At 71.1% G+C, this 20,956-nt stretch carries 21 protein-coding genes; 5 read left to right on the top strand and 16 right to left on the bottom strand.

Going from position 1 to position 20,956, the window contains the following annotated elements:
* Window positions 1-7 precede the first annotated feature (7 nt).
* The 5 genes from atzF to IU476_RS14675 form a co-directional block, all read right to left on the bottom strand.
* A complete protein-coding gene (gene atzF, locus IU476_RS14695; protein WP_195100441.1) occupies window positions 8-1,627 on the bottom strand; it encodes an allophanate hydrolase in 1,620 nt (539 codons plus the stop codon).
* Window positions 1,628-1,734: 107 nt separating this feature from the next.
* Window positions 1,735-3,711 carry a 5-oxoprolinase/urea amidolyase family protein gene (locus IU476_RS14690; protein WP_228823742.1) on the bottom strand — a complete coding sequence of 659 codons (1,977 nt, stop codon included), beginning with the start codon at window positions 3,709-3,711 and terminating at the stop codon, window positions 1,735-1,737.
* A gap of 83 nt (window positions 3,712-3,794) precedes the next feature.
* Entirely contained in the window at window positions 3,795-4,412 is a 618-nt protein-coding gene (locus IU476_RS14685; protein WP_195100436.1) for an urea amidolyase associated protein UAAP2, read from the bottom strand.
* Window positions 4,409-5,161, bottom strand: a complete 753-nt coding sequence (locus IU476_RS14680; protein WP_195100434.1) for a DUF1989 domain-containing protein — start codon at window positions 5,159-5,161, stop codon at window positions 4,409-4,411. The genes IU476_RS14685 and IU476_RS14680 overlap by 4 nt, the downstream gene beginning before the upstream one ends.
* A gap of 84 nt (window positions 5,162-5,245) precedes the next feature.
* Entirely contained in the window at window positions 5,246-6,760 is a 1,515-nt protein-coding gene (locus tag IU476_RS14675) for an amino acid permease (protein ID WP_195100431.1), read from the bottom strand.
* 200 nt (window positions 6,761-6,960) lie between these two features.
* Here IU476_RS14675 and IU476_RS14670 point away from each other — a divergent pair, with 200 nt between their 5' ends.
* Together IU476_RS14670 and IU476_RS14665 are read left to right on the top strand one after the other, a co-directional pair.
* The gene (locus IU476_RS14670; RefSeq protein WP_195100428.1) at window positions 6,961-7,629 is read left to right on the top strand and encodes a TetR/AcrR family transcriptional regulator; all 669 of its coding nucleotides are present in this window, start codon (window positions 6,961-6,963) and stop codon (window positions 7,627-7,629) included.
* 88 nt (window positions 7,630-7,717) lie between these two features.
* Complete coding sequence (locus IU476_RS14665; RefSeq protein ID WP_195100425.1) at window positions 7,718-9,367, top strand: MFS transporter; 1,650 nt, start codon at window positions 7,718-7,720, stop codon at window positions 9,365-9,367.
* Window positions 9,368-9,380: 13 nt separating this feature from the next.
* On the opposite strand, the gene IU476_RS14660 is transcribed toward IU476_RS14665, so the two are convergent.
* The 7 genes from IU476_RS14660 to IU476_RS14630 form a co-directional block, all read right to left on the bottom strand.
* Window positions 9,381-9,779 (bottom strand): NUDIX hydrolase, encoded by a 399-nt coding sequence (locus tag IU476_RS14660; protein WP_195100424.1) that lies wholly within the window; start codon window positions 9,777-9,779, stop codon window positions 9,381-9,383.
* A 63-nt stretch (window positions 9,780-9,842) separates the two neighbouring features.
* On the bottom strand, window positions 9,843-10,373 hold the full coding sequence (locus IU476_RS14655) for a hypothetical protein (RefSeq protein WP_195100423.1): 531 nt from the start codon (window positions 10,371-10,373) through the stop codon (window positions 9,843-9,845).
* Between the two features lie 63 nt (window positions 10,374-10,436).
* On the bottom strand, window positions 10,437-11,237 hold the full coding sequence (locus tag IU476_RS14650) for a family 1 encapsulin nanocompartment shell protein (protein ID WP_195100422.1): 801 nt from the start codon (window positions 11,235-11,237) through the stop codon (window positions 10,437-10,439).
* Window positions 11,234-12,262: a Dyp-type peroxidase gene (locus IU476_RS14645; protein ID WP_195100421.1), complete on the bottom strand. Its 1,029-nt coding sequence runs from the start codon at window positions 12,260-12,262 to the stop codon at window positions 11,234-11,236. The genes IU476_RS14650 and IU476_RS14645 overlap by 4 nt, the downstream gene beginning before the upstream one ends.
* 35 nt (window positions 12,263-12,297) lie before the next feature.
* Window positions 12,298-12,624, bottom strand: coding sequence for a cupin domain-containing protein (locus IU476_RS14640; RefSeq protein WP_195100417.1), 327 nt, complete (start codon window positions 12,622-12,624; stop codon window positions 12,298-12,300).
* 235 nt (window positions 12,625-12,859) lie between these two features.
* On the bottom strand, window positions 12,860-13,351 hold the full coding sequence (locus IU476_RS14635; RefSeq protein ID WP_195100416.1) for a dihydrofolate reductase: 492 nt from the start codon (window positions 13,349-13,351) through the stop codon (window positions 12,860-12,862).
* Window positions 13,352-13,361: 10 nt separating this feature from the next.
* On the bottom strand, window positions 13,362-14,186 hold the full coding sequence (locus IU476_RS14630) for a thymidylate synthase (RefSeq protein WP_195100415.1): 825 nt from the start codon (window positions 14,184-14,186) through the stop codon (window positions 13,362-13,364).
* 60 nt (window positions 14,187-14,246) lie between these two features.
* Here IU476_RS14630 and cobF point away from each other — a divergent pair, with 60 nt between their 5' ends.
* From cobF to IU476_RS14615, 3 genes are all read left to right on the top strand, one after another.
* Window positions 14,247-14,993, top strand: a complete 747-nt coding sequence (cobF, locus tag IU476_RS14625) for a precorrin-6A synthase (deacetylating) (RefSeq protein ID WP_195100414.1) — start codon at window positions 14,247-14,249, stop codon at window positions 14,991-14,993.
* Between the two features lie 111 nt (window positions 14,994-15,104).
* The gene (locus tag IU476_RS14620) at window positions 15,105-15,893 is read left to right on the top strand and encodes a hypothetical protein (protein ID WP_195100413.1); all 789 of its coding nucleotides are present in this window, start codon (window positions 15,105-15,107) and stop codon (window positions 15,891-15,893) included.
* A gap of 134 nt (window positions 15,894-16,027) precedes the next feature.
* Window positions 16,028-16,894: an Fpg/Nei family DNA glycosylase gene (locus tag IU476_RS14615; RefSeq protein WP_195100412.1), complete on the top strand. Its 867-nt coding sequence runs from the start codon at window positions 16,028-16,030 to the stop codon at window positions 16,892-16,894.
* Window positions 16,895-16,900: 6 nt separating this feature from the next.
* Here the strand turns inward: IU476_RS14615 and IU476_RS14610 are convergent, their stop codons facing one another.
* The 4 genes from IU476_RS14610 to IU476_RS14595 form a co-directional block, all read right to left on the bottom strand.
* Window positions 16,901-18,415, bottom strand: a complete 1,515-nt coding sequence (locus tag IU476_RS14610) for a carboxylesterase/lipase family protein (protein ID WP_195100410.1) — start codon at window positions 18,413-18,415, stop codon at window positions 16,901-16,903.
* Between the two features lie 16 nt (window positions 18,416-18,431).
* Window positions 18,432-18,677 (bottom strand): DUF2630 family protein, encoded by a 246-nt coding sequence (locus IU476_RS14605; RefSeq protein WP_195100408.1) that lies wholly within the window; start codon window positions 18,675-18,677, stop codon window positions 18,432-18,434.
* A 173-nt stretch (window positions 18,678-18,850) separates the two neighbouring features.
* The gene (locus IU476_RS14600) at window positions 18,851-20,605 is read right to left on the bottom strand and encodes an alpha/beta hydrolase (protein ID WP_195100406.1); all 1,755 of its coding nucleotides are present in this window, start codon (window positions 20,603-20,605) and stop codon (window positions 18,851-18,853) included.
* Window positions 20,605-20,910, bottom strand: coding sequence for a hypothetical protein (locus IU476_RS14595; protein ID WP_195100404.1), 306 nt, complete (start codon window positions 20,908-20,910; stop codon window positions 20,605-20,607). Before IU476_RS14595 ends, IU476_RS14600 begins: the two co-directional genes overlap by 1 nt.
* Window positions 20,911-20,956: the final 46 nt, after the last annotated feature.

Here is a 20,956-nt window from a genome sequence, read left to right as displayed (position 1 = left end):
CGTCGACTCAGACCACACCTGCCGCGAGAGCCGCACGCCAGCCGCCGTATTCGCTGATGTCCTCGGCGGCGGCCACGGCGGCGGCGTCGCACCCGAAGCCCGTGACCCACGTGCCGTCGTCGAGTTCGACCGATCCCAGCTGCATCGGGGCGGGCAGCGCGCCCAGGAAGCGGCCGAGCGCGGCGGGGGAGAGCAGCCAGCGCTCACCGGCCACGGCGACACCCGCCGCACTGTCTGGACACCTGCTGACGGCGGGTTTCGGCGGAGTCGTGTCGAGGAGGCCGAGCCGGTACGCCGGTGCCGTGCGCACGGTGCCGGCCCAGCGCGCACCGAGGTCGGTGAGCTGATGCTCGAGTGGCTGCCCGCGCAGGTGCGCGCCGAACACGACCAGCTCCCGCGTCGGCGCAATCTGCAGGGGCCATGCCGAAAGCGGTTGTGAGTCAAGCTTTTCCGCGATGAGAGCGGCGATGTCCAGGGCTACGGCGTCCTCGAAGGCACGACCGAACACGGTCACCCCGAACTGCGCCGGTCCGGCGGTTCCGGCCGGTACCGCGACCGCGCACAGGTCGAACAGATTGCAGAAGTTCGTGTAGGTGCCGACTCGCGAGTTCACCCCGACCGGATCGGCCGCCACCTCCGCGAGGGTCGGATGGATCGGCGCGGTGGGCGCGAGCAGGGCATCGGCGCCGCGCAGGCTGTCCATGGCGAGGGCGCGCAGCCGCTGCAACTCGGCGAGATCGGAGACCAGCCGGTGCGCGGGGATGTCGCGGGCGTTGCCGATGATCGCGCCGACGGTCGGGTCGACGGCGTCGGGATGCGTGTCGACGAATTCGCCTACGGCCGCGTATCTTTCGGCGACCAGCGCGCCGTCGTAGAGCAGCCGCGCGGCGGCCAGGAACGGCTCCGGATCGACCGTCACGATGCGCACGCCGCGCTCCCGCAGGCCCGCGACGGTACGGTCGAACGCCGCCTGCCACAGGGGATCCAAGGCATCGAGCGAATCGAACACGGCTACAACCGGATTCGGCGGCGCGGCCAGGCGGACGTCCGACGGCCAGGCCCGGTCGGGCGCACCCGACGCCATGACCGCCATGGCCCGGTTCGCCGTCTCCAGATCGGCCGCGAAGAGAGTGACGCAGTCGTACGAACGACAGGCGGGCACGACACCGGCCGTATCGACCACGCCGACAGTCGGTTTGATCCCGACGAGACCGTGGAACGCGGCGGGCACCCGGCCCGACCCGGCGGTGTCGGTGCCGATCGCGATATCCGCCTCGCCGAGCGCCACGGCCGCCGCCGACCCCGAACTCGAGCCGCCGGAGACATGATCCGGCCGCAGCGCGTTGCGCACCGCACCGTACGGGGAGCGGGTGCCGACGAGTCCGGTGGCGAACTGGTCGAGATTGGTCTTCCCGACCACCACCGCACCGGCCGCCCGCAACGCCGCCACCGCCGCCGCGTCCGCCGGCGGGACGTAGGCGTACTCCGGACAGGCCGCGGTGGTGGGCACACCCGCCACGTCGACGTTGTCCTTCACCGCCAGCCGCAGCCCGGCCAGCGGCCCGGCCGCCGCCGCGACCTCGGCCGTGACCTCCGCCTCGGGCCGCCGATGAATCCATACAGTCATGCGCCAACTTTCCCGGCCCGCGGCCGTTTCTCGATGCGTTCAGCGGCATGGCGAGCGCCTTCGCCGCCCTGCGTGCTGTGTACTGCCCCGTTAGATGAGAGCCCGACTCATGCTCGCGCGTCGGCCAGTTCGCCTGTGGTCCGCCAGGAGTCGCGCTCGGCGGTGAAGGCTTCGGACTGTCGTCGGCGGAAGTCGGCGATGGATTCGGCGTTGTCGGTGAGGAAGCGCCGGTGGTCGGCCAGCCGGAATTCGCCGTCCTCGGTGCGGAGTTCGCCTCGGCCCGCCGCGAAATCCGCTCGTAGCGCGAGTAATTCGTCCGCCGCGACCGGGTACCAGCGGATCCGGTCGAAGTACCGCAGGAGCCAGGGGTGTTCGTCGGCGGCGGATGGCGCGGCGTGGGCGGAAGTCGTTGCGGTGGCGGGTGTTCGGTGGTTCCAGACCTGGGTGGTCCGTCCGACGAACTGGTATCCGCCCGGGCCCTCCATCCCGTAGATACACAGGTAGGCCCCGCCGATGCCGACGGCGTTCTCCGGTGTCCACGTGCGGGCCGGGTTGTATTTGGTGGTGACCAGGCGGTGGCGCGGGTCGGTGGGGGTGGCGACGGGTGCGCCGAGGTACACGTCACCCAGGCCGAGCACCAGGTATTCGGCCGCGAACACGGTGTCGTAGACCGCTTGCACGTCCGCGAGGCCGTTCATTCTGCGGATGAACTCGATGTTCCACGGGCACCACGGGGCGTCCGCGCGCACACCGTGCATGTAGCGCGTGATGGCTTCGCGGGTGGCGGGATCGTCCCACGACAGCGGCAGGTGCACGGTGCGGCTGGGTACCACCAGGTCGTCGGCCGGCGGCAGCGCCGATTCGGCCTCGGCCAGCAGTTCCAGCAGCTTCGCCGTGGACAGCCGGTCCGGGTCGACGCGCACCTGCAGCGACCGCACGCCGGGCGTGAGTTCGGTGATCCCGGGTTCGCCTCGGTGGAGCAGGTGCTGGTGCAGGGCGTGTACGCGCGCCCGCAGGCCGAGATCCAGTGTCATCTCGCCGTATTCGACGAGCACGCCGTCGTCCCCGGCGCGGCGGTAGGTGACGGCCGCGTCGTCGGATTCGGCGCGCGCCAGCACCCCGTCGTCGCCGTCGCCCCCGCTGGACAGGACGAACGGCCAGCCCGCGCGCCGGGCGGGACCCAATGCGCTCGCCGCGGCGGCCCGGTCGGCGCGAACCGCGACGAATCGCACCGTGTCACCCGGTGTCAGCTGCCCCAGCTTCCAGCGGTCGGCGGCGGTGACGGTGACCGGGCAGACGAAACCGCCCAGACTCGGCCCGTCGGGACCGAGCAGGATCGGGGTGTCGCCGGTGAAGTCCAGTGCCCCTACGGAATACGCGTTGTCGTGGATGTTCGACGGATGCAACCCGGCCTCGCCGCCATCCGCGCGCGCCCACTGCGGCTTCGGCCCGATCAGTCGCACGCCGGTCCGATCGGAGTTGAAGTGCACCTCGTAATCGGTGCCGAGAATGGTCTCGAAGTCGTCGCGCGTGAAGAATTCCGGCGCTCCGTGCGGGCCCTCGGTGACCGCGAGCTGCCAGTGACGGGTGAAGACCGGCTGCTCGTCGGTGGGTACGGCAGTAGTCGACCGGCCACGTGTCGCGCCGACTGCGAGCACGTCACCGGCGCACAGGGCGCTACCGCTGTCGCCGCCGAAGCGGCCGAGCGTGAAAGTCGCCGCGCTGCCGAGGTATTCGGGCACGTCGATGCCCCCAGCGAAGAGGATGTAGCACCGCATCCCCGGGCCCGCGATCATGCCCACGTCGAGCACGCCACCGGCGGGGATCTCGACCGTCCGCCACTGGGCGACCGGAACGCCGTCGACGGTCACCCGCACCGGCGCACCGGTGACGCACACCGCGACCTTCTCGGAGAACCGCAACGCGGGCCCGGCCAGCGTGCACTCCAGCCCCGGCGCCCCTTCGGCATTGCCGACGGCTCGGTTGCCCAGCCGGAACGACAGATCGTCCATGGGACCCGACGGGGGCACCCCCACGTGCCAGTACCCGACGCGGCCGGGCCAATCCTGCACCGTCGTCATCATTCCGGGCCGGATCACCTCGAACTTCGGACCGCTGTTCTCGGGACCCGTTGCGCGAGCGGCTGATTCGTGATCAGCGGGCGCGCTCATCGCGTCACGACCATGCGCACCGGCGTCGGATCGAAGCCGTTGCACGGGTTGTTGATCTGCGGGCAGTTCGACACCAGCACGAGGGTGTCGATCTCGGCGCGGAGCGTGACCTTCTTGCCGGGGGCCGACCGGCCGTCCACGATGCCGAGGGTGCCGTCGGCCTCGACCGGAACGTTCATGAACCAGTTGATGTTCGACACCAGATCCCGCTTGCCCAGGCCCCACCGCAGTGCCTCGGTGAGGAAATTCTCCACGCACGCGTGCTGGTGCCGGGTGTGGTGGCCGTAGCGCAGCGTATTGGACTCCTGCGAGCACGCGCCCGCCACGGTGTCGTGGTTGCCCACCTCATCGGCGACCACCGTCATGAGCGGCGTGCCCGCGTCGGTGCGCAAGACGCTGCCCGTGGTCAGGAAGATATTGCGCTGGGCGGTCACGGTGGCCTGGGCGCTGTAGCGCTCGGCGTGGTCGGCGGCGGAGTACAGCAGGCAGTCCACGGCCTGATTGCCGTGCAGATCGATGATCTCCAGCTGCTCACCGGCCCGCACCACCGCCGACCACGGCGCGCGGGCGGGGACGGTCTGGTCCAGCACGACGGTGCGGTCGAGGGTCGTCATGACAGCGCCTCCAGGGTGCGTGCGGCGTTCCACGCCTGTTCGGTGTTCTCGACGGCCCGCAGGTACTCCGGGTCCGTATTGTGCTGACGCGCAAGGTCTTCGGCGGACGACCACGCGACCACGTCGAGATCGGTCGGCGGCGTGGGATCCAGCGGATGCGCGGCGTTGGCGACCAGCAGGGTCACCGGCAGGTGCACCAGCAGCTCCACCGCCGCACCGGCGCCCGCCCCGCCGGTCGACGCCAGGCTGCCGTCCGCCCCGACCCGCACGCCCCGGAAGAACGACACCGACGGCCCGATATCCCGCGGCGCGAGACCGTGTTTCGCCCCGGCCAGCCGCAATGCCTGCCGCGCCGCGTCGCTCGGCCCGCACAGCGCATCGTGCCGACCCGAGGAGTCCGCGACGACGGTGGCCAGCACCCGTCCCTGATCCGACAGCAGCGGATGGCCCTCCCCGAGATACGCCTGCCACGGCACCTTCACCGTGTCCGCGACATTCAGCCGCTCCCACGGCGATTCGGCCCGGAACAGCAGCACGTGCGCGCACGCCGCCCCACCCGGATCCCCGAGCCGGACCCGAGTCCCGCGCCCCAGCACCACATTCGCGTAGCCACCACCCGGCACGCGCTGGGCGAAGGTGATCCGCTCTGCCGAAACACCTTCGGGTAGCCGCGGTCCCGCGATCGCGGCCTCCGCCGCTTGGGCGCGGGCGTGGTCTCGCGCCCCCGTGGTCGACGCCGTACTGGTCATCGCTCACTCCTTCCTCGAAGAACGTCGTGGTGAAACAAGTGCGTGCGGTTCCGCCACCGGATACGAATCCGTCGCGGTTGCGGGTCAGGCCGGTTGGGGCGCGGGGACCGCGCGGCGGGCCGGGGCCGCGACGACGACCTGATGCACCACCGCACCCACGACCACTGCCAGGGCGACGAAAAGCGGTGCGGCCCAGAGCATCCACCAGCCGCCACCGGACGGGGTGTACACCTCCGAGCGCGGCCAGGCGAGGTTGACCACCATCGCGAGGCCCCAGCCGACCGCCACCGCGTTCACCGGAATCCCGAAGCGCCCCAAGGTGAACAGCCCGTCAGGTACCGGCGCGGCGTCGGTCCAGCCGGTGATCCGCCGCCACAGCAATGGCACCGTCACCAGGAGGTAGGCCAGGTAGAGCATCACGATGCAGACGCTGGCCAGGGTCGCGAACATCGCCGCGTTGCCCAGATTGACCACCAGCAGCGCGATTCCGGCTACCCCGATGACCACCGACGGCAGCACCGGGGTGCCGAAGCGGGGATGCACCGCGGCCAGCCGCCGCGCGAACGGCAGCTTGCCGTCGCGGGCCATGGAGAACATCAGCCGCGAACCCGCGGTCTGAATGGCCAGCGTGCACACCGTGATCGCCACCGCCACGCAGGCCAGCAGCACCTTGCCCGCCGGCGTGGTCAGCTTCGCCGAGATCACGTAGGCCAGGCCGTCGGTCGCCAGCGCGCCGTCGTCGAGGCTCGGCGCGGCCATCAGCGCGCCCAGCAGCATCAGCCCGCCGCCGAGCGCCGAGACGGCCAGCGCGGTGAGGATGGTGCGCGGCGCGACCCGGCGCGGATCCTTGGTCTCCTCGGAAAGCTCACCGGCGGAATCGAATCCGACCATCACATAGGCGGCCATCAACCCGGACACCAGGAACGCCGCCCAGTACGGCCCCGGCGCCGCGGTCGCGGTGTCGAGGACGACGCCCGGCCCCCGCTCGGCATGCGAGAAGAACAGCGCGATCGTCGCGAGCACGCCGACGATCTCGACCGTGACGCCGATGGTGTTCAGCCGCGCCATCAACTCGATGCCGACCACGTTCACCAGGGTCGTCAGCGCCAGCAGCACACTGCCCAGCAGCACCGCGTTCATCGCACCGGAGCGGGAGGTCAGCGCGGTGTCGTCGCCGATGATCTGGAAGCCGCTCCAGATCGAAGGCAGCACCACCTGCAGGGCGATCGCGGCCGCCGCGGCGGTGACGATCTGCGCGATGATCATCATCCAGCCCGCGAACCAGCCCACCACCTCCCCGGCCAGCCGCCGCGACCACTGGTAGAGGCACCCCGAGATCGGGTAGCGGGCCGCCAGTTCGGCGAAGTTCAGCGCCACCAGGAACTGCCCGGCGAACACGATCGGCCAGGTCCAGAAGAAGGCACCGCCCCCGAACCCGTACCCGAAGCCGAAGAACTGGAAGATGGTGGTGAGAATGGAGACGAAGGAGAACCCGGCCGCGAACGAGGCGTAGCGGCCGAGCTTGCGGTGCAGGACCGGTTCGTAGCCGAATCGTTCGAGGTCGGCGCTGTCGGTCGAGGCGGAGGTGAGTGTGGCCATGGCTGGAGTCCTTCGGCGTCGTGGCCAATATCTATCGCCTGAAAGTTTTCCAAGGAGGGCCGGTGCGGTGGTGACGCCGATGTATCGGTCGGCCGCCGCCGCGTAACTTCTGCGTTGCCCACGTTTCTGTCGAATGACAGAAATCTCACGGCCGCCCGTGTGCGGGAGGTCGGGGCGCGGCGATAGGCCAGAATGGAACGGTGACGCAACTCGGACCCGGCCGGCCGCGCCTCGAGCCGCGACGTCGCCAGGGGCACACGCCGCGCGCCGAGATCCTCGACGCCGCCGCGGAACTGTTCACCACCAAGGGTTATGCCAGCACCTCGACCCGCGGCATCGCCGACGCGGTGGGCATCCGGCAGGCCTCCCTCTACCACCACTTCGCCGCCAAGGACGACATCCTCGACGCGCTGCTCGACGAAACCGTCACCGGCCCATTGGAATTGGCGTCTGCGCTGGGCGATCGGCCGGAAACCGCGTCGGTGCGGCTGTACGCGCTGGCGTGGTTCGACGTGCGTCAATTGTGTTCGGCCCGTTGGAATCTGGGCGCCCTGTATCTGCTGCCGGAGTTGCGCTCGGAGCGGTTCGCGGCATTCCGGCTGCGCCGCGAGGAGCTGCGCGGTCGTTACGAGCAACTCGCGGACGAGGTGATCGCCGAGACCGGCGCCTCGCCCGTGGCCGGGGTGCAGGTGCTGCCCTTCCGGCTGGTGGAGAGCGCGATCAACGTCCGCTCCGACGAAGGTGCCGCGCCGGACTACGCCGAGCGGCTGATTCCGGAGGCCACGCTGCACCTGCTCGGCTGGTCGGGTGACCGGGAAGCCGTCCGGTCCGCCGCCGAGGATCTGCTGGAGCGCATCGCCACCTCCTGAGTCCGCAGGCGAATTCTGGGCAACCCACTCGTAGACTGTGACGAGCACGAGGTTCTTCGACGGCGTTCCCACTCGACGGGAGATGCGCATGACGGACGTGGAGCTCGATTCGCCCGTGCGACCGGGCCGGGACCGGTTCACGCTGCTCGCGGCGGCACTGGGCTTGTGCCTGGTGAGCCTGGACGGCGCCCTGGTCGGCGTCGCGCTGCCCGCGATCATCCGGGACCTGCGCCTGAGCTTCACCCAGGCGCAGTGGGTGACCACCGTGTACGCGCTGGTGTCGGCCGTCCTGCTGGTCACCGCCTGGCGGCTGGGCGATCGGCTCGGGCGGCGCGGGGTACTGCTGGCCGGGGTGGTGCTGTTCCTGCTCGGCAGCGTGCTGGCCGCGTCGGCCGACGATCCGTCGACGCTGATCTGGGGGCGTCTGGTGCAGGGCGCCGGGGGCGCGGCGGTACTGCCCGGTTCGCTGGCGACGGTGCGCGCCGCGGCTCGCGGGCGCGATCGGGCGGTCGCGTTCGCCTGGTCGGGGGCGCTCGTGTTCGTGGCGGCGGTCGCCGGTGCGCTGCTCGGCGGGTGGCTGAGCAGCAGCTTCACCTGGCCGTGGATCTTCCTGGTGGATGTCGTGTTCGGGGTGGTGGTGCTCGCCGGGTTGCTGCTGTCCGTGCCGGACGCCGGGCCGCGCGCCCGGGCACAGGGGCTGGATGTCGACGGATTGCTGCTCAGCGCAGCGGGTTTCGCGCTCGTGGTGTTCGCGCTGATCGAGGGACAGACCTACGGCTGGGGAAAACCGGTGCGCGACTTCGGTTTCTTCGGGCTGACCTGGTCGACGCGGGCGGCGAGTTCGCCGATTCCGCTGCTGTTGCTGCTCGGGGTGGCGCTGCTGGTGTTGTTCCTGCTCTGGGAGCGGCATCGGGTGCGAGTGGAACACGCTGTGCTGCTGGATCTTTCGTTGTTCGCGCGGCCCGGCTTCCGCTGGGGTGGACTGGCCGCGCTCGCGCTGACGACCAGTGTCTTCGGACTGCTGTTCGTGCTTCCGCTGTATCTGGTGAACGTGCTGGACCTGTCCACGCTCGATAGCGGTGTGGTGCTCGCGGTGGCGGCGCTCGGCGCGCTGGCGGCGGCGCTCGGCACCGGCTGGCTGGCCCGCTCGGTCGCGCCGGTGTGGATCGTGCGGGCGGGGCTGGCGATCGCGGCGGTGGCGATGGCGGTGACGGCCCTGTGCGTCTCGCCCGACGTCTCGCCGTGGCTGCTCGGATTCCTGCTGGCCTGCTACGGCATCGGGCTGGGGCTCGCGGCGACCCGACTCGCGGCGACCGTGCTTGCCGACCTGCCCGCCGACGCCGTCGAGGAGGGGGCCGCCGTGCACGCCACGGTCCGCCTCGTCGGCGGCGCGCTCGGCGCCGCGGTGCTCGGCGGGGTGCTGTCGATCGCGCTGGGCCGCATCCTGCCCGGACGCTTGGGTGAATTGCCGGGCCTGCCGCCCCGGGCCGTCGACGAGGTCGCCGGGGCCACCCGGGATTCGGCGGGGGACGCGGTCGCGGTGCTGCGCGGCCACGAGGGCACCCACGCCGTCGTCGACGTTCTCGCCCGCGGCTTCGCCGACGCCACCCGCTGGTCCCTGTTCGCCTCCGCCCTGGTCCTGCTCCTCGGCCTCCTCGCCGCCCTGAAGATCCCCGCCCGCGACACATCGGCTTCCAGCGAATCTGCCGATACCGCAGCCGAAGTGGATGAGGAGTAGGGCCGGGTGGGGCCTACCAGTCGATGAGGTCCAGCTCGTGTAGGCGGCGGAAGACCAGCATCGAGCCCGGGGCGACGTGGGGCATGGCGGCGTACTCACCGGCGGTGAAGTAGCGGAGTTCGGCTATCTCACTGGTGGGCTGGGGGTCGCCGGTCAGTTCGGCGGTGAAACAGGTCATGTGCAGGGCGGTGCCGGGTGCGTGGCCGTACGCCTCGCATTCGAAGACGCCGAGTTCGCGATAGGCGGCCACGCCGACGCCGAGTTCCTCCCGCACCTCGCGGTGTAGTGCTTCGACAGGTGTCTCGCCGGGATCGATCTTCCCGCCCGCCATGTAGAAGACGTCCTTGCCCGCCGACCGCGCCTGCAACAGTCTGCGCTCGCGGACGTGCGCCACGGCCGCCGTGCGAATCATGAAGCCCGCCTGCACCGAACCCGCCTCTCGCCCGTCCCGGATCGTGCCGGGACCCAGCGTAGATCACCGGACCGGCGGCGCGAGCTTCCAGTGCTCGTGCAGCGACGCCGCGATCTCCGGCAGCACCGTCACCGGAACGCGCTTGTGCCGCAGCATCTTCCGCACCTCGGCGACCTGCTCGCGCTTGCGGTCCTCGTAGGCGTTGGAGACCGGGCGCACCACCGGCGGGATGCTCAGCAGGACCAGTTCGCGGTGCGGTTCGTCGCCCGCGGTCAGATCCAGCGCGAGCGACCAGCGCGCCCGCTCGTCCAGCGCGAACCGCCCCGCCACCACCCGATCCCACTCGATGCTGGACTCGTGCAGCGGCGTCCGCAGGTAGATCGCCTGGTCGGTCAGCACCACAGCATCGCGCCCGAACAGCCGCACCAGCAGCGCGATCGCTACGACCGCCCCCGCCAGCAGTCCGGTGAACACCCGGTTCACCCCGAACACACCCACGACCCCGGCGCAGACCCCCACCGTGGTGAGCACACCCAACACGCTGTACACCAGCGACCGCCGCCCCGACACCACACCCGCACGCACCGCAGTCATCGACCCTCCTAGCTTCGCGAGCCCACGGTACCGGTCCCCCGGGCAGCGAGATAGGGGCGGCGATCAGGAACGCAGCGCGACTGCCGCTTCCGCGGTGTACACCAGGAACGTCAGGCTCTGTTGGAAGTACAGCTGGACGGCCTCGGCGTCGTGCGACTGGTAGCCGATCGAGACGTCCTGGCCCAGTTGGAGATCGAAGTCGCCGCCGCGGGTGGTGAGGACGAAGGCGCCGTCGATGGCGGGGGCCCAGATGATCTCGCCCTCCGGGATCAGGCGCTCGATGTGGGTGCGGATCGGGTGGCCGTGGTCGGAGGTCTCGCTGACCTGCGTGTAGAGGTCGGCGCTCAGCAGCACCGAGTACGGGCCGTCCACACCGGCCAGCCGCAGTTCGCTCAGCGCCTGCGCGATGGCCTCGGGCACCAGGCGCGGATCCGCCGGCAGCGCGACCGGCTCGTTGGACGAGGCGGCGCGGATGCCGGTGATGTTGGCGGCCGGGTAGCCCTCGAAGATGGCCCGGTCCTCGGCGAAGGCGATCTTGCGGGCCGCGTCCTTGACCGGGTCCAGGTCCGTGTCCTGGGCACCGCGCTCGACATTGTCGAGTTCCTCGCGGCGCAGCGTGAACGGCACCCGCAGCTCGACCAGCGGCGCGACCAGCCGCTGCCGCGCCAGCACGCCCTCGTCGGGCGCGCTGATGGCGGTGGTGCGGCCCAGCCCGACCGCGGAGTAGTCGGTGCCGTGCGGCCCGGACAGATCCACCACGCGCCGACCGGCGATGTGCCGCTTGAAGGTGCGGGTGGCCTCCTCCTCGATCGCCGACCAGGCCTCGTCGGTGATCGGCGCGAGTTCGCGGTGCAGGTTGTTCATGCCTTACTCCTTTTCAACGTGCCGATACCGAGGGAGCCGGCCGCGACGGGCGCGGCGGCGGACAGTTCCACGTCGTCGCCCGCCGCGGCCCGCGCCGCGGGCGGGTCCGGCGGGTTTTCCAAGAACTCGGTGGCGGGGGTGAAGAACAAGGTGCCGGTGACCGCGGTGGAGAAATCCAGGATGCGGTCGTAGGCGGCCTCGTCGCTGCCGAGGAACATGCGCTCCAGCATGCGCTCGGTGACGCTGGGGGTGGCGGCGTAGGCGATGTAGTACGTGCCGAACTCGCCCGCCCGCACGCTGCCGAACGGCATGTTGGCGCGCAGGACCTGGCGCTGGGTGCCGTCCGGGTCGTAGACGGTGTTGACCGCGACGTGCGAATCCAGCGGCTTCTCCGCATCCGACAGTTCGATGTCGCGTTGTTTGGTGCGGCCGATGACACGTTCCTGTTCTTCCACCGACAGGGTGTTCCACGCGTCCAGATCGTGGGTGTATTTCTGCACGATCACGTAGCTGCCGCCCGCGAACTCCGGATCCTCGGCGCCGACAAGGGCGGTGGCCTCCGCGTCGCGGCCCTCCGGATTCTCCGTGCCGTCGACGAAGCCCAGCAGGTCGCGCTGCTCGAAATAGCGGAAGCCGACCGTCTCGTCGACGATGGTGGCCGCGCCGCGCAGCCGCTCGCCGATGACCATCGCCAGCTCGAAACACGCGTCCATGGACTCGGCGCGGATGTGGAAGAGCAGATCGCCGGGGGTGGCCGGGGCCTGGTGACGCGGGCCGAAGTAGCCCGGGAACTCGTGCAGCTCGGCCGGTCTGGGGCCGGAGTAGAGGCGGTCCCACGCCGCGGAGCCGATGCCGGCGCAGCAGCTGAGTTCGCCGCCGGGCACCCGGAAGCCGACCGAACGCCGCAGCCCGGACAACTCGGCGAGCAGGTCTCGCACCGCGGGCTCGCCGCCCTCGTCGACGGTGGCGACGAGGAAGATCGCGGCTCGCGTGAGCGGATCGAGAATCGGCTGCGGCTCACCCATGATCAACAGATTACGGGGTGCCTCCGACAGACCCGCTACTTGGCGACGGTCAGCAGAAAGGCGACGTCGTCGAGGGCCTTGACGCTGTGCCGCGCGGCGGGCAGGACCAGCAGATCGCCCGGCGAGCCCTTCCACTCGTTGGTGCCGCTGATCACGGTCAGGGTGCCGGTGAGGACCTGCAGGGTGGCCTCGCCGGGGTTCTCGTGTTCGGCCAGGCTCTGCCCGGCGGTCAGGGCGATGACGGTCTGGCGCAGGCTGTGGGTGTGGCCGCCGCAGAGAGTCTGGGAGCTGCGTCCGCTGGTGGCGGTGGCGGCCAGCTTGAGTTGCTGGCGAGCAACGGCTGTCAGTGACTTCTTGTCCATAAAGATCCCTTCGGAAATTTTGGCGCCGCCTTCGGCGTCGCGGGTTTTCGGCGCCTGTGTGGCTCGGTTTTCGGAGGCCGCCGCTTGCTCCTTCGTCGCGGCGCGGCGGCCTCCGAAAACCGAGCCGCGCCGAAAACCTCCTATGCTGTGCAGGTTTGTGGTGTATGCCAATTGTGCGGGAATTGTGGTTCTCGGGAGGCATTACGGGAGTGAACTGCGTGGGTGGGGCCGGGCGTCAGCGGACGTAGCGTAGCCAGCGGTAGCGGAGGCCGGTGGTGGATTCCTGCCAGTCGCTGTCGGAGGCGGGGTGCCATTCGGGGCCGATGTGGGGGGCGTAGGCGTCGCCCGCGACCTCGGTGTCCACCTCGGTGACCATCAGTTCCGTCGCGTAAGGCATTGCGGCGCGGTAGATTTCGCCGCCGCCCATGACCCAGGTGGGGTCGGCGTCGGCCAGTTTCAGGGCCTCTTCCAGGGAACCGGCGCGTTCGGCTCCGGGGGCGGACCAGTCGGGCTGCCGGGTGATCACGATATTGCGGCGGCCGGGGAGCGGGCGGAAGCGCTCGGGGAGCGAGTCCCACGTGCGTCGTCCCATCAGCACCGGATGTCCGGAGGTCACCTGCTTGAAGTGGGCCAGGTCCTCGGGGACGCGCCACGGGATGGTGTTGTCGACGCCGATGACGCCGTCGCGTGTCTGGGCCCAGACCAGGCCGACCCGCGCGGGGCTCATGCCGCCGCCCTCATACCGCGACCGGCGCCTTGATGGCCGGATGATGCTGGTAGCCGACCACTTCCACATCCTCGAAGGTGTAGTCGAACAGCGACGCCGCCCGGCGCAACCGCAGCTCGGGGAACGGATACGGTTCCCGGCGCAATTGCTCGCGCACCTGCTCGACGTGGTTGTCGTAGATGTGGCAGTCCCCGCCGGTCCAGATGAAATCCCCGGGCTCTAGGCCGGACTGCTGGGCGACCATGTGGGTGAGCAGCGCGTAACTGGCGATATTGAACGGCACGCCGAGGAACAGGTCCGCGCTGCGCTGATACAGCTGGCACGACAGCCGTCCGCCGGCGACGTGGAATTGGAACAGCGCGTGGCACGGTGCCAGCGCCATCTTGTCCAACTCGGCGACGTTCCACGCCGACACCAGCATGCGCCGCGAATCCGGATCGGTGCGCAAGGTCTCGAGGACCTGCGTGATCTGATCGATGTGCGTCCCGTCGGGCGTCGGCCAGGAGCGCCACTGCACGCCGTACACCGGCCCCAGTTCGCCCGCCGGATCGGCCCATTCGTCCCAGATGCTGACACCGTGCTCGCGCAGCCACGCGATGTTCGAGTCGCCGCGCAGGAACCACAGCAGCTCGTAGACGATCGACTTCAGGTGCACCCGCTTCGTGGTGATCAGCGGGAAACCGGCCGACAGGTCGTAGCGCAGCTGATGGCCGAAGATGCTGCGGGTGCCGGTGCCCGTGCGGTCCGCCTTCGGCGTTCCGGTGTCCAGCACGTGCCGCAGCAGATCCTCGTACTGCGTGTCGCGGGGAGCGGGATGGGATCGGACGCCGTCCATGAGCGCCGAGTCTACGGGCCGCGGGGACGGCCGATCCCGATGCCCTGGCAAGCTGGGCGCGTGCGGGAGCTGTATGTGATCGGGATCGGCGCGGGGGACCCGGCCCAGGTGACGGTGCAGGCCATCGAGGCCCTGCGCCGGGTCGACGTCTTCTTCGTCATCGGCAAGGGCGACGCCAAACGCGAACTGGTGGAAGTGCGCTCGGCGATCCTCGCCGCGCACACCGACCGTCCGTACCGGACGGTGGAGATCCCGGATCCGCCGCGCGAGCGCACTGTGGGCGACGGCTATCGCGAGGTGGTCGAGGACTGGCACGAGCGCCGCGCGGCCCTGCTGGCGGAGGCGTTCGCGGGCACCGACGGCGTCGGCGGCATCCTCGTCTGGGGTGATCCGTCGCTGTACGACAGCACCCTGCGCATGGTGGAGCGCGTGCTCGCGCGGGGCGGGCCGCGGTTCGACTACACGGTGATTCCGGGCGTCACCAGTGCGCAGGCGCTGGCCGCGCGGCATCGCATCGTGCTGCACGAGATCGGCGAGCCCGTGCACATCACCACCGGCCGCCGGTTGCGCGAAGAAGGCGTCGCCGCAGGGCAATCCACGCTGGTCATGCTGGACGGCGAGGCGTCGTTCCGGACCGTGCCCGGCGACGATCTGCACATCTGGTGGGGCGCGTACCTCGGCATGCCGGACGAGGTGCTGATCGAGGGCCCGCTGCGCGCGGTCGAGGAGCGCATCGTGCGGCGGCGCACCGCATTGCGCGACGCCAAGGGCTGGATCATGGACATCTACCTGCTGCGCCGCCGCTGACTCTCGCCGCGCGCAGGGACCCCTGCGCCCGATTTGTTCTCCTTCGCATCCGGGCGTGCCGCCGGAACGAATCCCTTTCGAAGACAGTGGTATTCGAATGGAGGTCGTTTCATGGCAGCGCAACGTTCCGCCGTCCCGGCGCAGTGGCTCAGACGAACCGGATCGCTCCTGGTCATCGGTGCTGTGCCGGTGGCCGCGGGGCTGGTGGTGGCGGGACCCGCCGCGGCGGACGCGCCTGTGGTGGCAGTGGCGCCGATGGACGCGGCGGCACCCGTGGCGGCGGGCGCGCCCGCGGTGGCCCGCGACGATATCGCCGCGTCGCGGCCGGTGCCCGATGGTTCGCTCGCGCCCGTGGACCCCGGTGCGCTGCGGCTTCCTGGCCTTGCCGCGCCGCCCGTCGCGCCGATTCAGGCGCCCGAAGGCGCGATTCGGCTCGGCTCCACCGTGGTGCCGCGCCCCGATTTCGTCGATCCGCAGGCGGCCGCGCAGGTCAACGACGCCGCCGCCCAGGCCGAGGCCGCTCTCGCGCAAGGCCTCGACTCGGCCGGCTTCGCGCCCTCCCGCTCCGACCGCATCGCCGCCGACACGCTGGGCGCGGCCGCCGCGGGAGCTGCGGTCGCGGCCGCGGTGACCAGCCCGGTCGCCGCCACGGGCGCGCTGATCGGCGCGGTCGCGGGCGTCGTCGCCGGACTCCCGTTCGCCCCGGCCGGGCTGGTGGTCGTCCCGCCCATCGGCGCGGCGCTGGGCGCGGCCGCCATCACCGTCCCCGCCGCAGCCGTCGGCGCGGCGATCGGCGCGGGCATCGGCGCGCTCGAGGGCGTCCTCGCGCCCGCGACGATCCCCGCCGACCCGACCCCCGACCGTGCCGCGACAACCACATCGGATACCGCCGACCAGTAACCCTGCCGCCCGATCCCGCAGACCGCCGAGGCGGTGGTGGACTGCCGGGTGGTGCCTGGAACCCACGGTGTGACCGCGTTGGCATGCCGCGCCGTGCCAGCGGGGATGTCGGTGCGGGCCGGTAAGCTGCGAGAGTGCCCGAATTACCGGAGATCGTGGCGCTCGAGCGGTTTCTCGCCGAGCATGCGGTGGGCGCGGTTGTCGGGCGGGTGGATGTCGCGGCGCTGAGTGTGCTGAAGACGTTCGATCCGCCGGTGACCGCGCTGTCCGGTCGTGACGTGACGGGGGCGGGGCACTGGGGCAAGCATCTCGGGTTGGATTGCGGCGGATTGTGGTTGATCACGCACCTGTCCCGGGGCGGCTGGCTGCGCTGGCTGGACGAGCCGAGTCCCACGCCGCCCAAGCCGGGCAAGGGCCCGCTGGCGTTGCGTGTGCACTTCTTCACGCCCGAGGGCGCCACCCCGGCCTTCGACCTGACCGAGGCGGGCACGAAGAAGCGCCTGGCGGTCTGGGTCGTGGCGGATCCGCAGTCGGTGCCCGGCATCGCGCGGCTGGGTCCCGACGCGCTGGCGGTCACCGAGTCGGAGTTCGCGGAGATCCTGCACGGCACGGCGCAACGACTGAAGACGGCGCTCACCGACCAGACGCTGCTGGCCGGCATCGGCAACGCCTACTCCGACGAGATCCTGCACGCCGCCCGGCTCTCCCCGTTCGCGAGCGCGGGCACCCTGTCCGCGGAGAAGACGGCACAGCTCTACCAGGCCGTGCGCGACATCCTCACCGACGCGGTGAACCGCTCGGTCGGCCAGGACGCCGCCCGCCTCAAGGGCGAGAAGCGCTCGGGCATGCAGGTGCACGCCCGCACCGGCCTGCCGTGCCCGGTGTGCGGCGACACGGTCCGCGAGGTCGCCTACGCCGACAAGTCCTTCCAGTACTGCCCCACCTGCCAGACCGGCGGCAAGATCCTCGCCGACCGCCGGATGTCGCGGCTGCTGAAGTAGCGGCCCTCAGCCCAGCGCCGGTACCCGCACGCCTTCCCACGCCAGGCGTTTCGACCGCTCGGGATCGACCTCGACCCGCGCCGGGTCGTCGATGATCCGGGTGCTGCGCCGCTGCACGGTGTACTCCGGCCACGAGGACAGCGGTTTCCCGGTGCGCGCGAAGGCCAGCCAGTTCTCCTGGAACTCGTCCTGCACCGCGCGGAACCCGCGCTGCCCGCCGGCCGCGGTCAGCGCGCGTCCCACCGGAGTGTCGACGCCGCCGAAGACCGGGATCAGGTCGAGCGCGTGCGTCGCGCCGAATCCGGCCAGGCGGACGGCGCGCGGCGCGTAGTCGAAGCGGTACGCGTAGGTGGGCGCGTGCTTGCTGTGTCCCTCCAGCAGCGCGACTGTCGGCCGCCAGAACACGAAGTCGCCGCCCATCCGCAGCGCCGCCTTGCGCCCCGGATACCCGGGATACGCTGCCGCGACCCGCTTTTCGAGTGCGTCGTCGCCGCAGCGCGCGAGCGCGGTGTGCAACTGCTCGGCGGTGGTCGGCAGCGTGCGGTCGAAGCGCTGGAACAGCGTGGCCTCGTCCCGGTTGGTGCCGATGATGAGCGGGACCGGGTGTGCGCTGCCGTCCGCGCACGCGTCGATCGGTGCGCGCGGCAGGTAGTCGCCGTCCACGACCGGCGCGGCCGGGAAGCTGCCGGGCTGCTCCCAGAGCACCTGGCCGATCGCCCGGTCCACCCCTTTGCGAATGTCGTTGGGACGCAACGTGGTCAGCGCTGTCGCGGCGTCTTCCGGCGCGACACCGAGGTTGTCCAGGCAGCGGCGCGCGAAGATCCGCGCCTCCTCCGCCGTGACCGCCCAGTCGGCGGGCGCGCTCTGGGCGATGCCGCGCCGGAACAGCCCCGCCGCGTCGGGCGTGGCCAGCAGGCTCACCACCGCGTGCGCGCCCGCCGATTCGCCGAAGATGGTGACGTTGCCCGGGTCTCCGCCGAATGCCGCGATATTGCGCTGCACCCAGCGCAGCGCAGCCACCTGATCGCGCAGACCCAGGTTGGACTCGAAAGGCCTTGCCGGAGTGGAGAATTCGCTGAAGTCGACATAGCCGAAGCCGCCGAGCCGGTAGTTCAGCGACACCACGATCACGTCGCCGCGCAGGGCCAGCCGCGCCCCGGAGTAGAGCCCGAGCGCCGAGGTTCCCAGCACGTAGCCGCCGCCGTGGATGAACACCAGCACCGGCCGCGGCGTGGACGACGGCTCCCGCGGCGCCGTGACGTTCAGGGTCAGGCAGTCCTCGCCGGTCGGCTGGGCGTGCCGCGGGCCGATCCGCGCCCCGTTCCGGTGCTGCATGGCCGCGAAGCCGAAATCGACGGCCTCCCGCACCCCGGACCAGGGCCGCACCGGTTGCGGTGCGCGGAAGCGCAGTTCGTCGACCGGGGGAGCGGCGTAGGGAATCGACCGCCAGCGCAGGACGCGGCGGCCACGCCGACCCCGCACCACACCCTCGGCGGTCGTGATATCTATCGTTGCCACCATTGCGAAATGGTAGCGGTTACTGCAGGTAACCCTCGACCTGCTTGGCGGAGTTGGACTGTGCCTCGTCCGGGTCCTCGCCCCGGTCGGCGCGGGCGCGCCGCTGCCGCAGCAGGTCCCAGCACTGGTCCAGCATCACCTCGAGATCGGCCAGCTGGGCTCGCTCCTGTTCGGGGTCGAGCGCTCCGCTCTCGGCCTTGGACCGCAGCTGATGCTCCCGATCCACCAGGTCCTTGATGCGCGAGAGAATGTCCTGATCGGTCATGGCGTCCATGCTACGGCCGTCGGGCGGCCGGGCCGGTCAGCCGCGTGGCTACCGCGCGCTCACGAGGTCGGCGTCGTCGAGCCGCCTGATCGGTCCGCGGGCAGGTGACAGCGGTGCGGTCGGCTCCGATCGAGATCTGTGGCGCCGAGCCGGAAACCTCGGCGAACCGGTGGTCATCGCCGCGCATTCTCCGGCAAACCGGCCACGATCGCCGCGAGGTTGTATCCGGAGCGGTGCAGGTTGCCGGTGGCCGGGTCGGTGCGCGGGTACTCGGCGTGGCCGGACGCGCCGATGTAGGTGCGGCCGTCCACGGTCAGGGGCTCGGTGCTGAGCGGCGTGATCCAGTCGAGGTACTGCGGGCTGCGCCCGAACCGGTTGAAGTCCGCGACCGGGTCGTCCTGCTCGGTCATCTGGTAGACGTGGCCGTCCTCGAGGCCCAGGTCCGCCGCCGAGCGGACCGCGTCGTTCACATCGTCGAGCGGGGTGTCCTCGAGCCACGGACTCGAGATGTAGGGGGCGTGGCCGCCCAGGCCGGGCGAGCCGTAGAACACCGCGTCGTCGATCGCGCGGCCGTTCTCGCGCAGCGCGAGGCTGGTCGTGAGCGAGCCGTAGGAGTGCCCGAGGGTGGTGAGGTGCGGGTCGCCGTTCGTGCTCGCGACTTCCAGACCGGCGTAGAAACGCGCGAGCCGGGACGCCGCCTCCTGCGCGCGGCCCTCGAATCCGACGTTGAGGATGTCGAGATCCGCGTAAGTCTTCTGCGGCGGGTCGTAGCCGATCCACGCGATGGTGGCGACGGACTCGTCCGGCCGCCCGGCGCCGCGCAGCTGGCGTTCGCTCTCCTGCCGGAGTTGTTCGGCCTCGCCGACCATGCCGCCGACCGAATCGCGCAGGTTGGTGCCGAGACCCGGGGCGGTGACGGACACGTGGTCGGCGGTGTCGGGATCGCCCGTCGCGAGGGCGGCCCACCCCTGCCGACCGGAGGTCATGTCGAGCAGCATGAGTTTGGTGCCGGGATGGTCGTCGAGTGCTCGTCGCACCGCGTCGAGATCGGCCAGCCGCTCCCTGCTCTTCTTCAGTGTCTCCTGCGCGCCGCGCGCGGTGGGGTCGGTCCGGACCAAGGCCTCGTCGACCGCGATCTCCTGTTCGATCCGGGCTCGCTCGAGTGGAATCACGTTGCGGTTGGCGTGGTCTCGCACCGCGACGGGCAGGCCGTCCAAATTGCCGATCGAGGCGGGACGGGTGTCGATCAGCGCCGACTTCTCCTGTGCGGTCAGCGAATCCCACCAGGCGCGGTTGGCTTCCGGTGTGCCGCCACCGTTCTCGGGCGGTTGCCTCGGCACGGTTGCCGAGCTGGTCGCGTTGCCGAACGATGCGTCGGCCGGCAGATCCGCGAAGGCCGCCTCGACCGCGGCGACGGCTCCGCTGTCGGCCTCGGCGGCGGTGCGAAGTGCTTGCCGGACAAAGGATGTCTGTGCCGCGGCGTCGATCTCGAGAGCGGCGATCGCGGTGTTGTATTTGGACTCGTCGCCGTTCACCGAGGCGTACAGCGCCTGCTTCGCCGATTCGGTGAGGGTGCAGGCGCCGTCCTCGGCGACCTGGAAGCCCTTGGCCTCGGCCGCGGCCTTGGTCCGCTGCACCAGCGATTTGGCGGCGGTGAAGTTCAGGCTCGCGATCCGCGCGGCGTCGCGGCCCCGCGTCAGCCCCGCCAGGATGACGGCCGCCTTGTCGTGCACCCCGGCGAACCGCGCCCGCACCGCGTCGCCGGCCGCGCCGCGCAAGGTCTCGTGCGACCCGTCGAGCGCTCGATGCTGCTCGTCCATCCGGGTGCGCAGGTCGTTCGCCTGCCGCTCCCAGGCGGCGGCCTGCTCGGTCAGTGCTTCCGGCCGCCACGAGAGTATCTGCGACACCGCGAGTTTCGTGCCGGTCATCACACGCTCTGCGTGACGTCGCGGGAGTTGGTTCGCTCCTGTGCGGCGACGGTGGCGACCGCGCCGACCACCGTGCCGCCCAGTTCCAGCAGCGCCGTCGCCACCGCGCTCAGCGCGTGGTCCGCGGAGCGGGCGGCGGCACGGCAGACGTCCGGCAGGCGTGCGCCGGGAAGACCGTCGGTGACGCCGTCGGCGATCGCGCCGCCGCGGCCGAGCACCCGGATTTCCTCGCCCGCGGTACCGAGCCCGTCGGCGAGCGCGCGGCACGCCGGGATGTCGACATACAGATACTCCGGCGCGGTCACGCCACCCCCTCCGAGTTCGCGGCCGCTCGCACCCGGCCGCGTCGTC

The sequence above is a fragment of the Nocardia blacklockiae genome (genome assembly GCF_015477355.1).
GTDB classification, from domain to species: Bacteria; Actinomycetota; Actinomycetes; order Mycobacteriales; family Mycobacteriaceae; genus Nocardia; species Nocardia blacklockiae.
This window is presented reverse-complemented; position numbering and strand designations above follow the sequence as displayed.

Bases quoted from the DNA above. Each gene is read 5' to 3' on its own strand.
- atzF (WP_195100441.1), bottom strand. From the start codon at position 1,627: ATGACTGTATGGATTCATCGGCGGCCCGAGGCGGAGGTCACGGCCGAG.
- IU476_RS14690 (WP_228823742.1), bottom strand. From the start codon at position 3,711: ATGATGACGACGGTGCAGGATTGGCCCGGCCGCGTCGGGTACTGGCAC.
- IU476_RS14685 (WP_195100436.1), bottom strand. From the start codon at position 4,412: ATGACGACCCTCGACCGCACCGTCGTGCTGGACCAGACCGTCCCCGCC.
- IU476_RS14680 (WP_195100434.1), bottom strand. From the start codon at position 5,161: ATGACCAGTACGGCGTCGACCACGGGGGCGCGAGACCACGCCCGCGCC.
- IU476_RS14675 (WP_195100431.1), bottom strand. From the start codon at position 6,760: ATGGCCACACTCACCTCCGCCTCGACCGACAGCGCCGACCTCGAACGA.
- IU476_RS14665 (WP_195100425.1), top strand. From the start codon at position 7,718: ATGACGGACGTGGAGCTCGATTCGCCCGTGCGACCGGGCCGGGACCGG.
- IU476_RS14660 (WP_195100424.1), bottom strand. From the start codon at position 9,779: ATGATTCGCACGGCGGCCGTGGCGCACGTCCGCGAGCGCAGACTGTTG.
- IU476_RS14655 (WP_195100423.1), bottom strand. From the start codon at position 10,373: ATGACTGCGGTGCGTGCGGGTGTGGTGTCGGGGCGGCGGTCGCTGGTG.
- IU476_RS14650 (WP_195100422.1), bottom strand. From the start codon at position 11,237: ATGAACAACCTGCACCGCGAACTCGCGCCGATCACCGACGAGGCCTGG.
- IU476_RS14645 (WP_195100421.1), bottom strand. From the start codon at position 12,262: ATGGGTGAGCCGCAGCCGATTCTCGATCCGCTCACGCGAGCCGCGATC.
- IU476_RS14640 (WP_195100417.1), bottom strand. From the start codon at position 12,624: ATGGACAAGAAGTCACTGACAGCCGTTGCTCGCCAGCAACTCAAGCTG.
- IU476_RS14635 (WP_195100416.1), bottom strand. From the start codon at position 13,351: ATGAGCCCCGCGCGGGTCGGCCTGGTCTGGGCCCAGACACGCGACGGC.
- IU476_RS14630 (WP_195100415.1), bottom strand. From the start codon at position 14,186: ATGGACGGCGTCCGATCCCATCCCGCTCCCCGCGACACGCAGTACGAG.
- IU476_RS14620 (WP_195100413.1), top strand. From the start codon at position 15,105: ATGGCAGCGCAACGTTCCGCCGTCCCGGCGCAGTGGCTCAGACGAACC.
- IU476_RS14610 (WP_195100410.1), bottom strand. From the start codon at position 18,415: ATGGTGGCAACGATAGATATCACGACCGCCGAGGGTGTGGTGCGGGGT.
- IU476_RS14605 (WP_195100408.1), bottom strand. From the start codon at position 18,677: ATGACCGATCAGGACATTCTCTCGCGCATCAAGGACCTGGTGGATCGG.
- IU476_RS14600 (WP_195100406.1), bottom strand. From the start codon at position 20,605: ATGACCGGCACGAAACTCGCGGTGTCGCAGATACTCTCGTGGCGGCCG.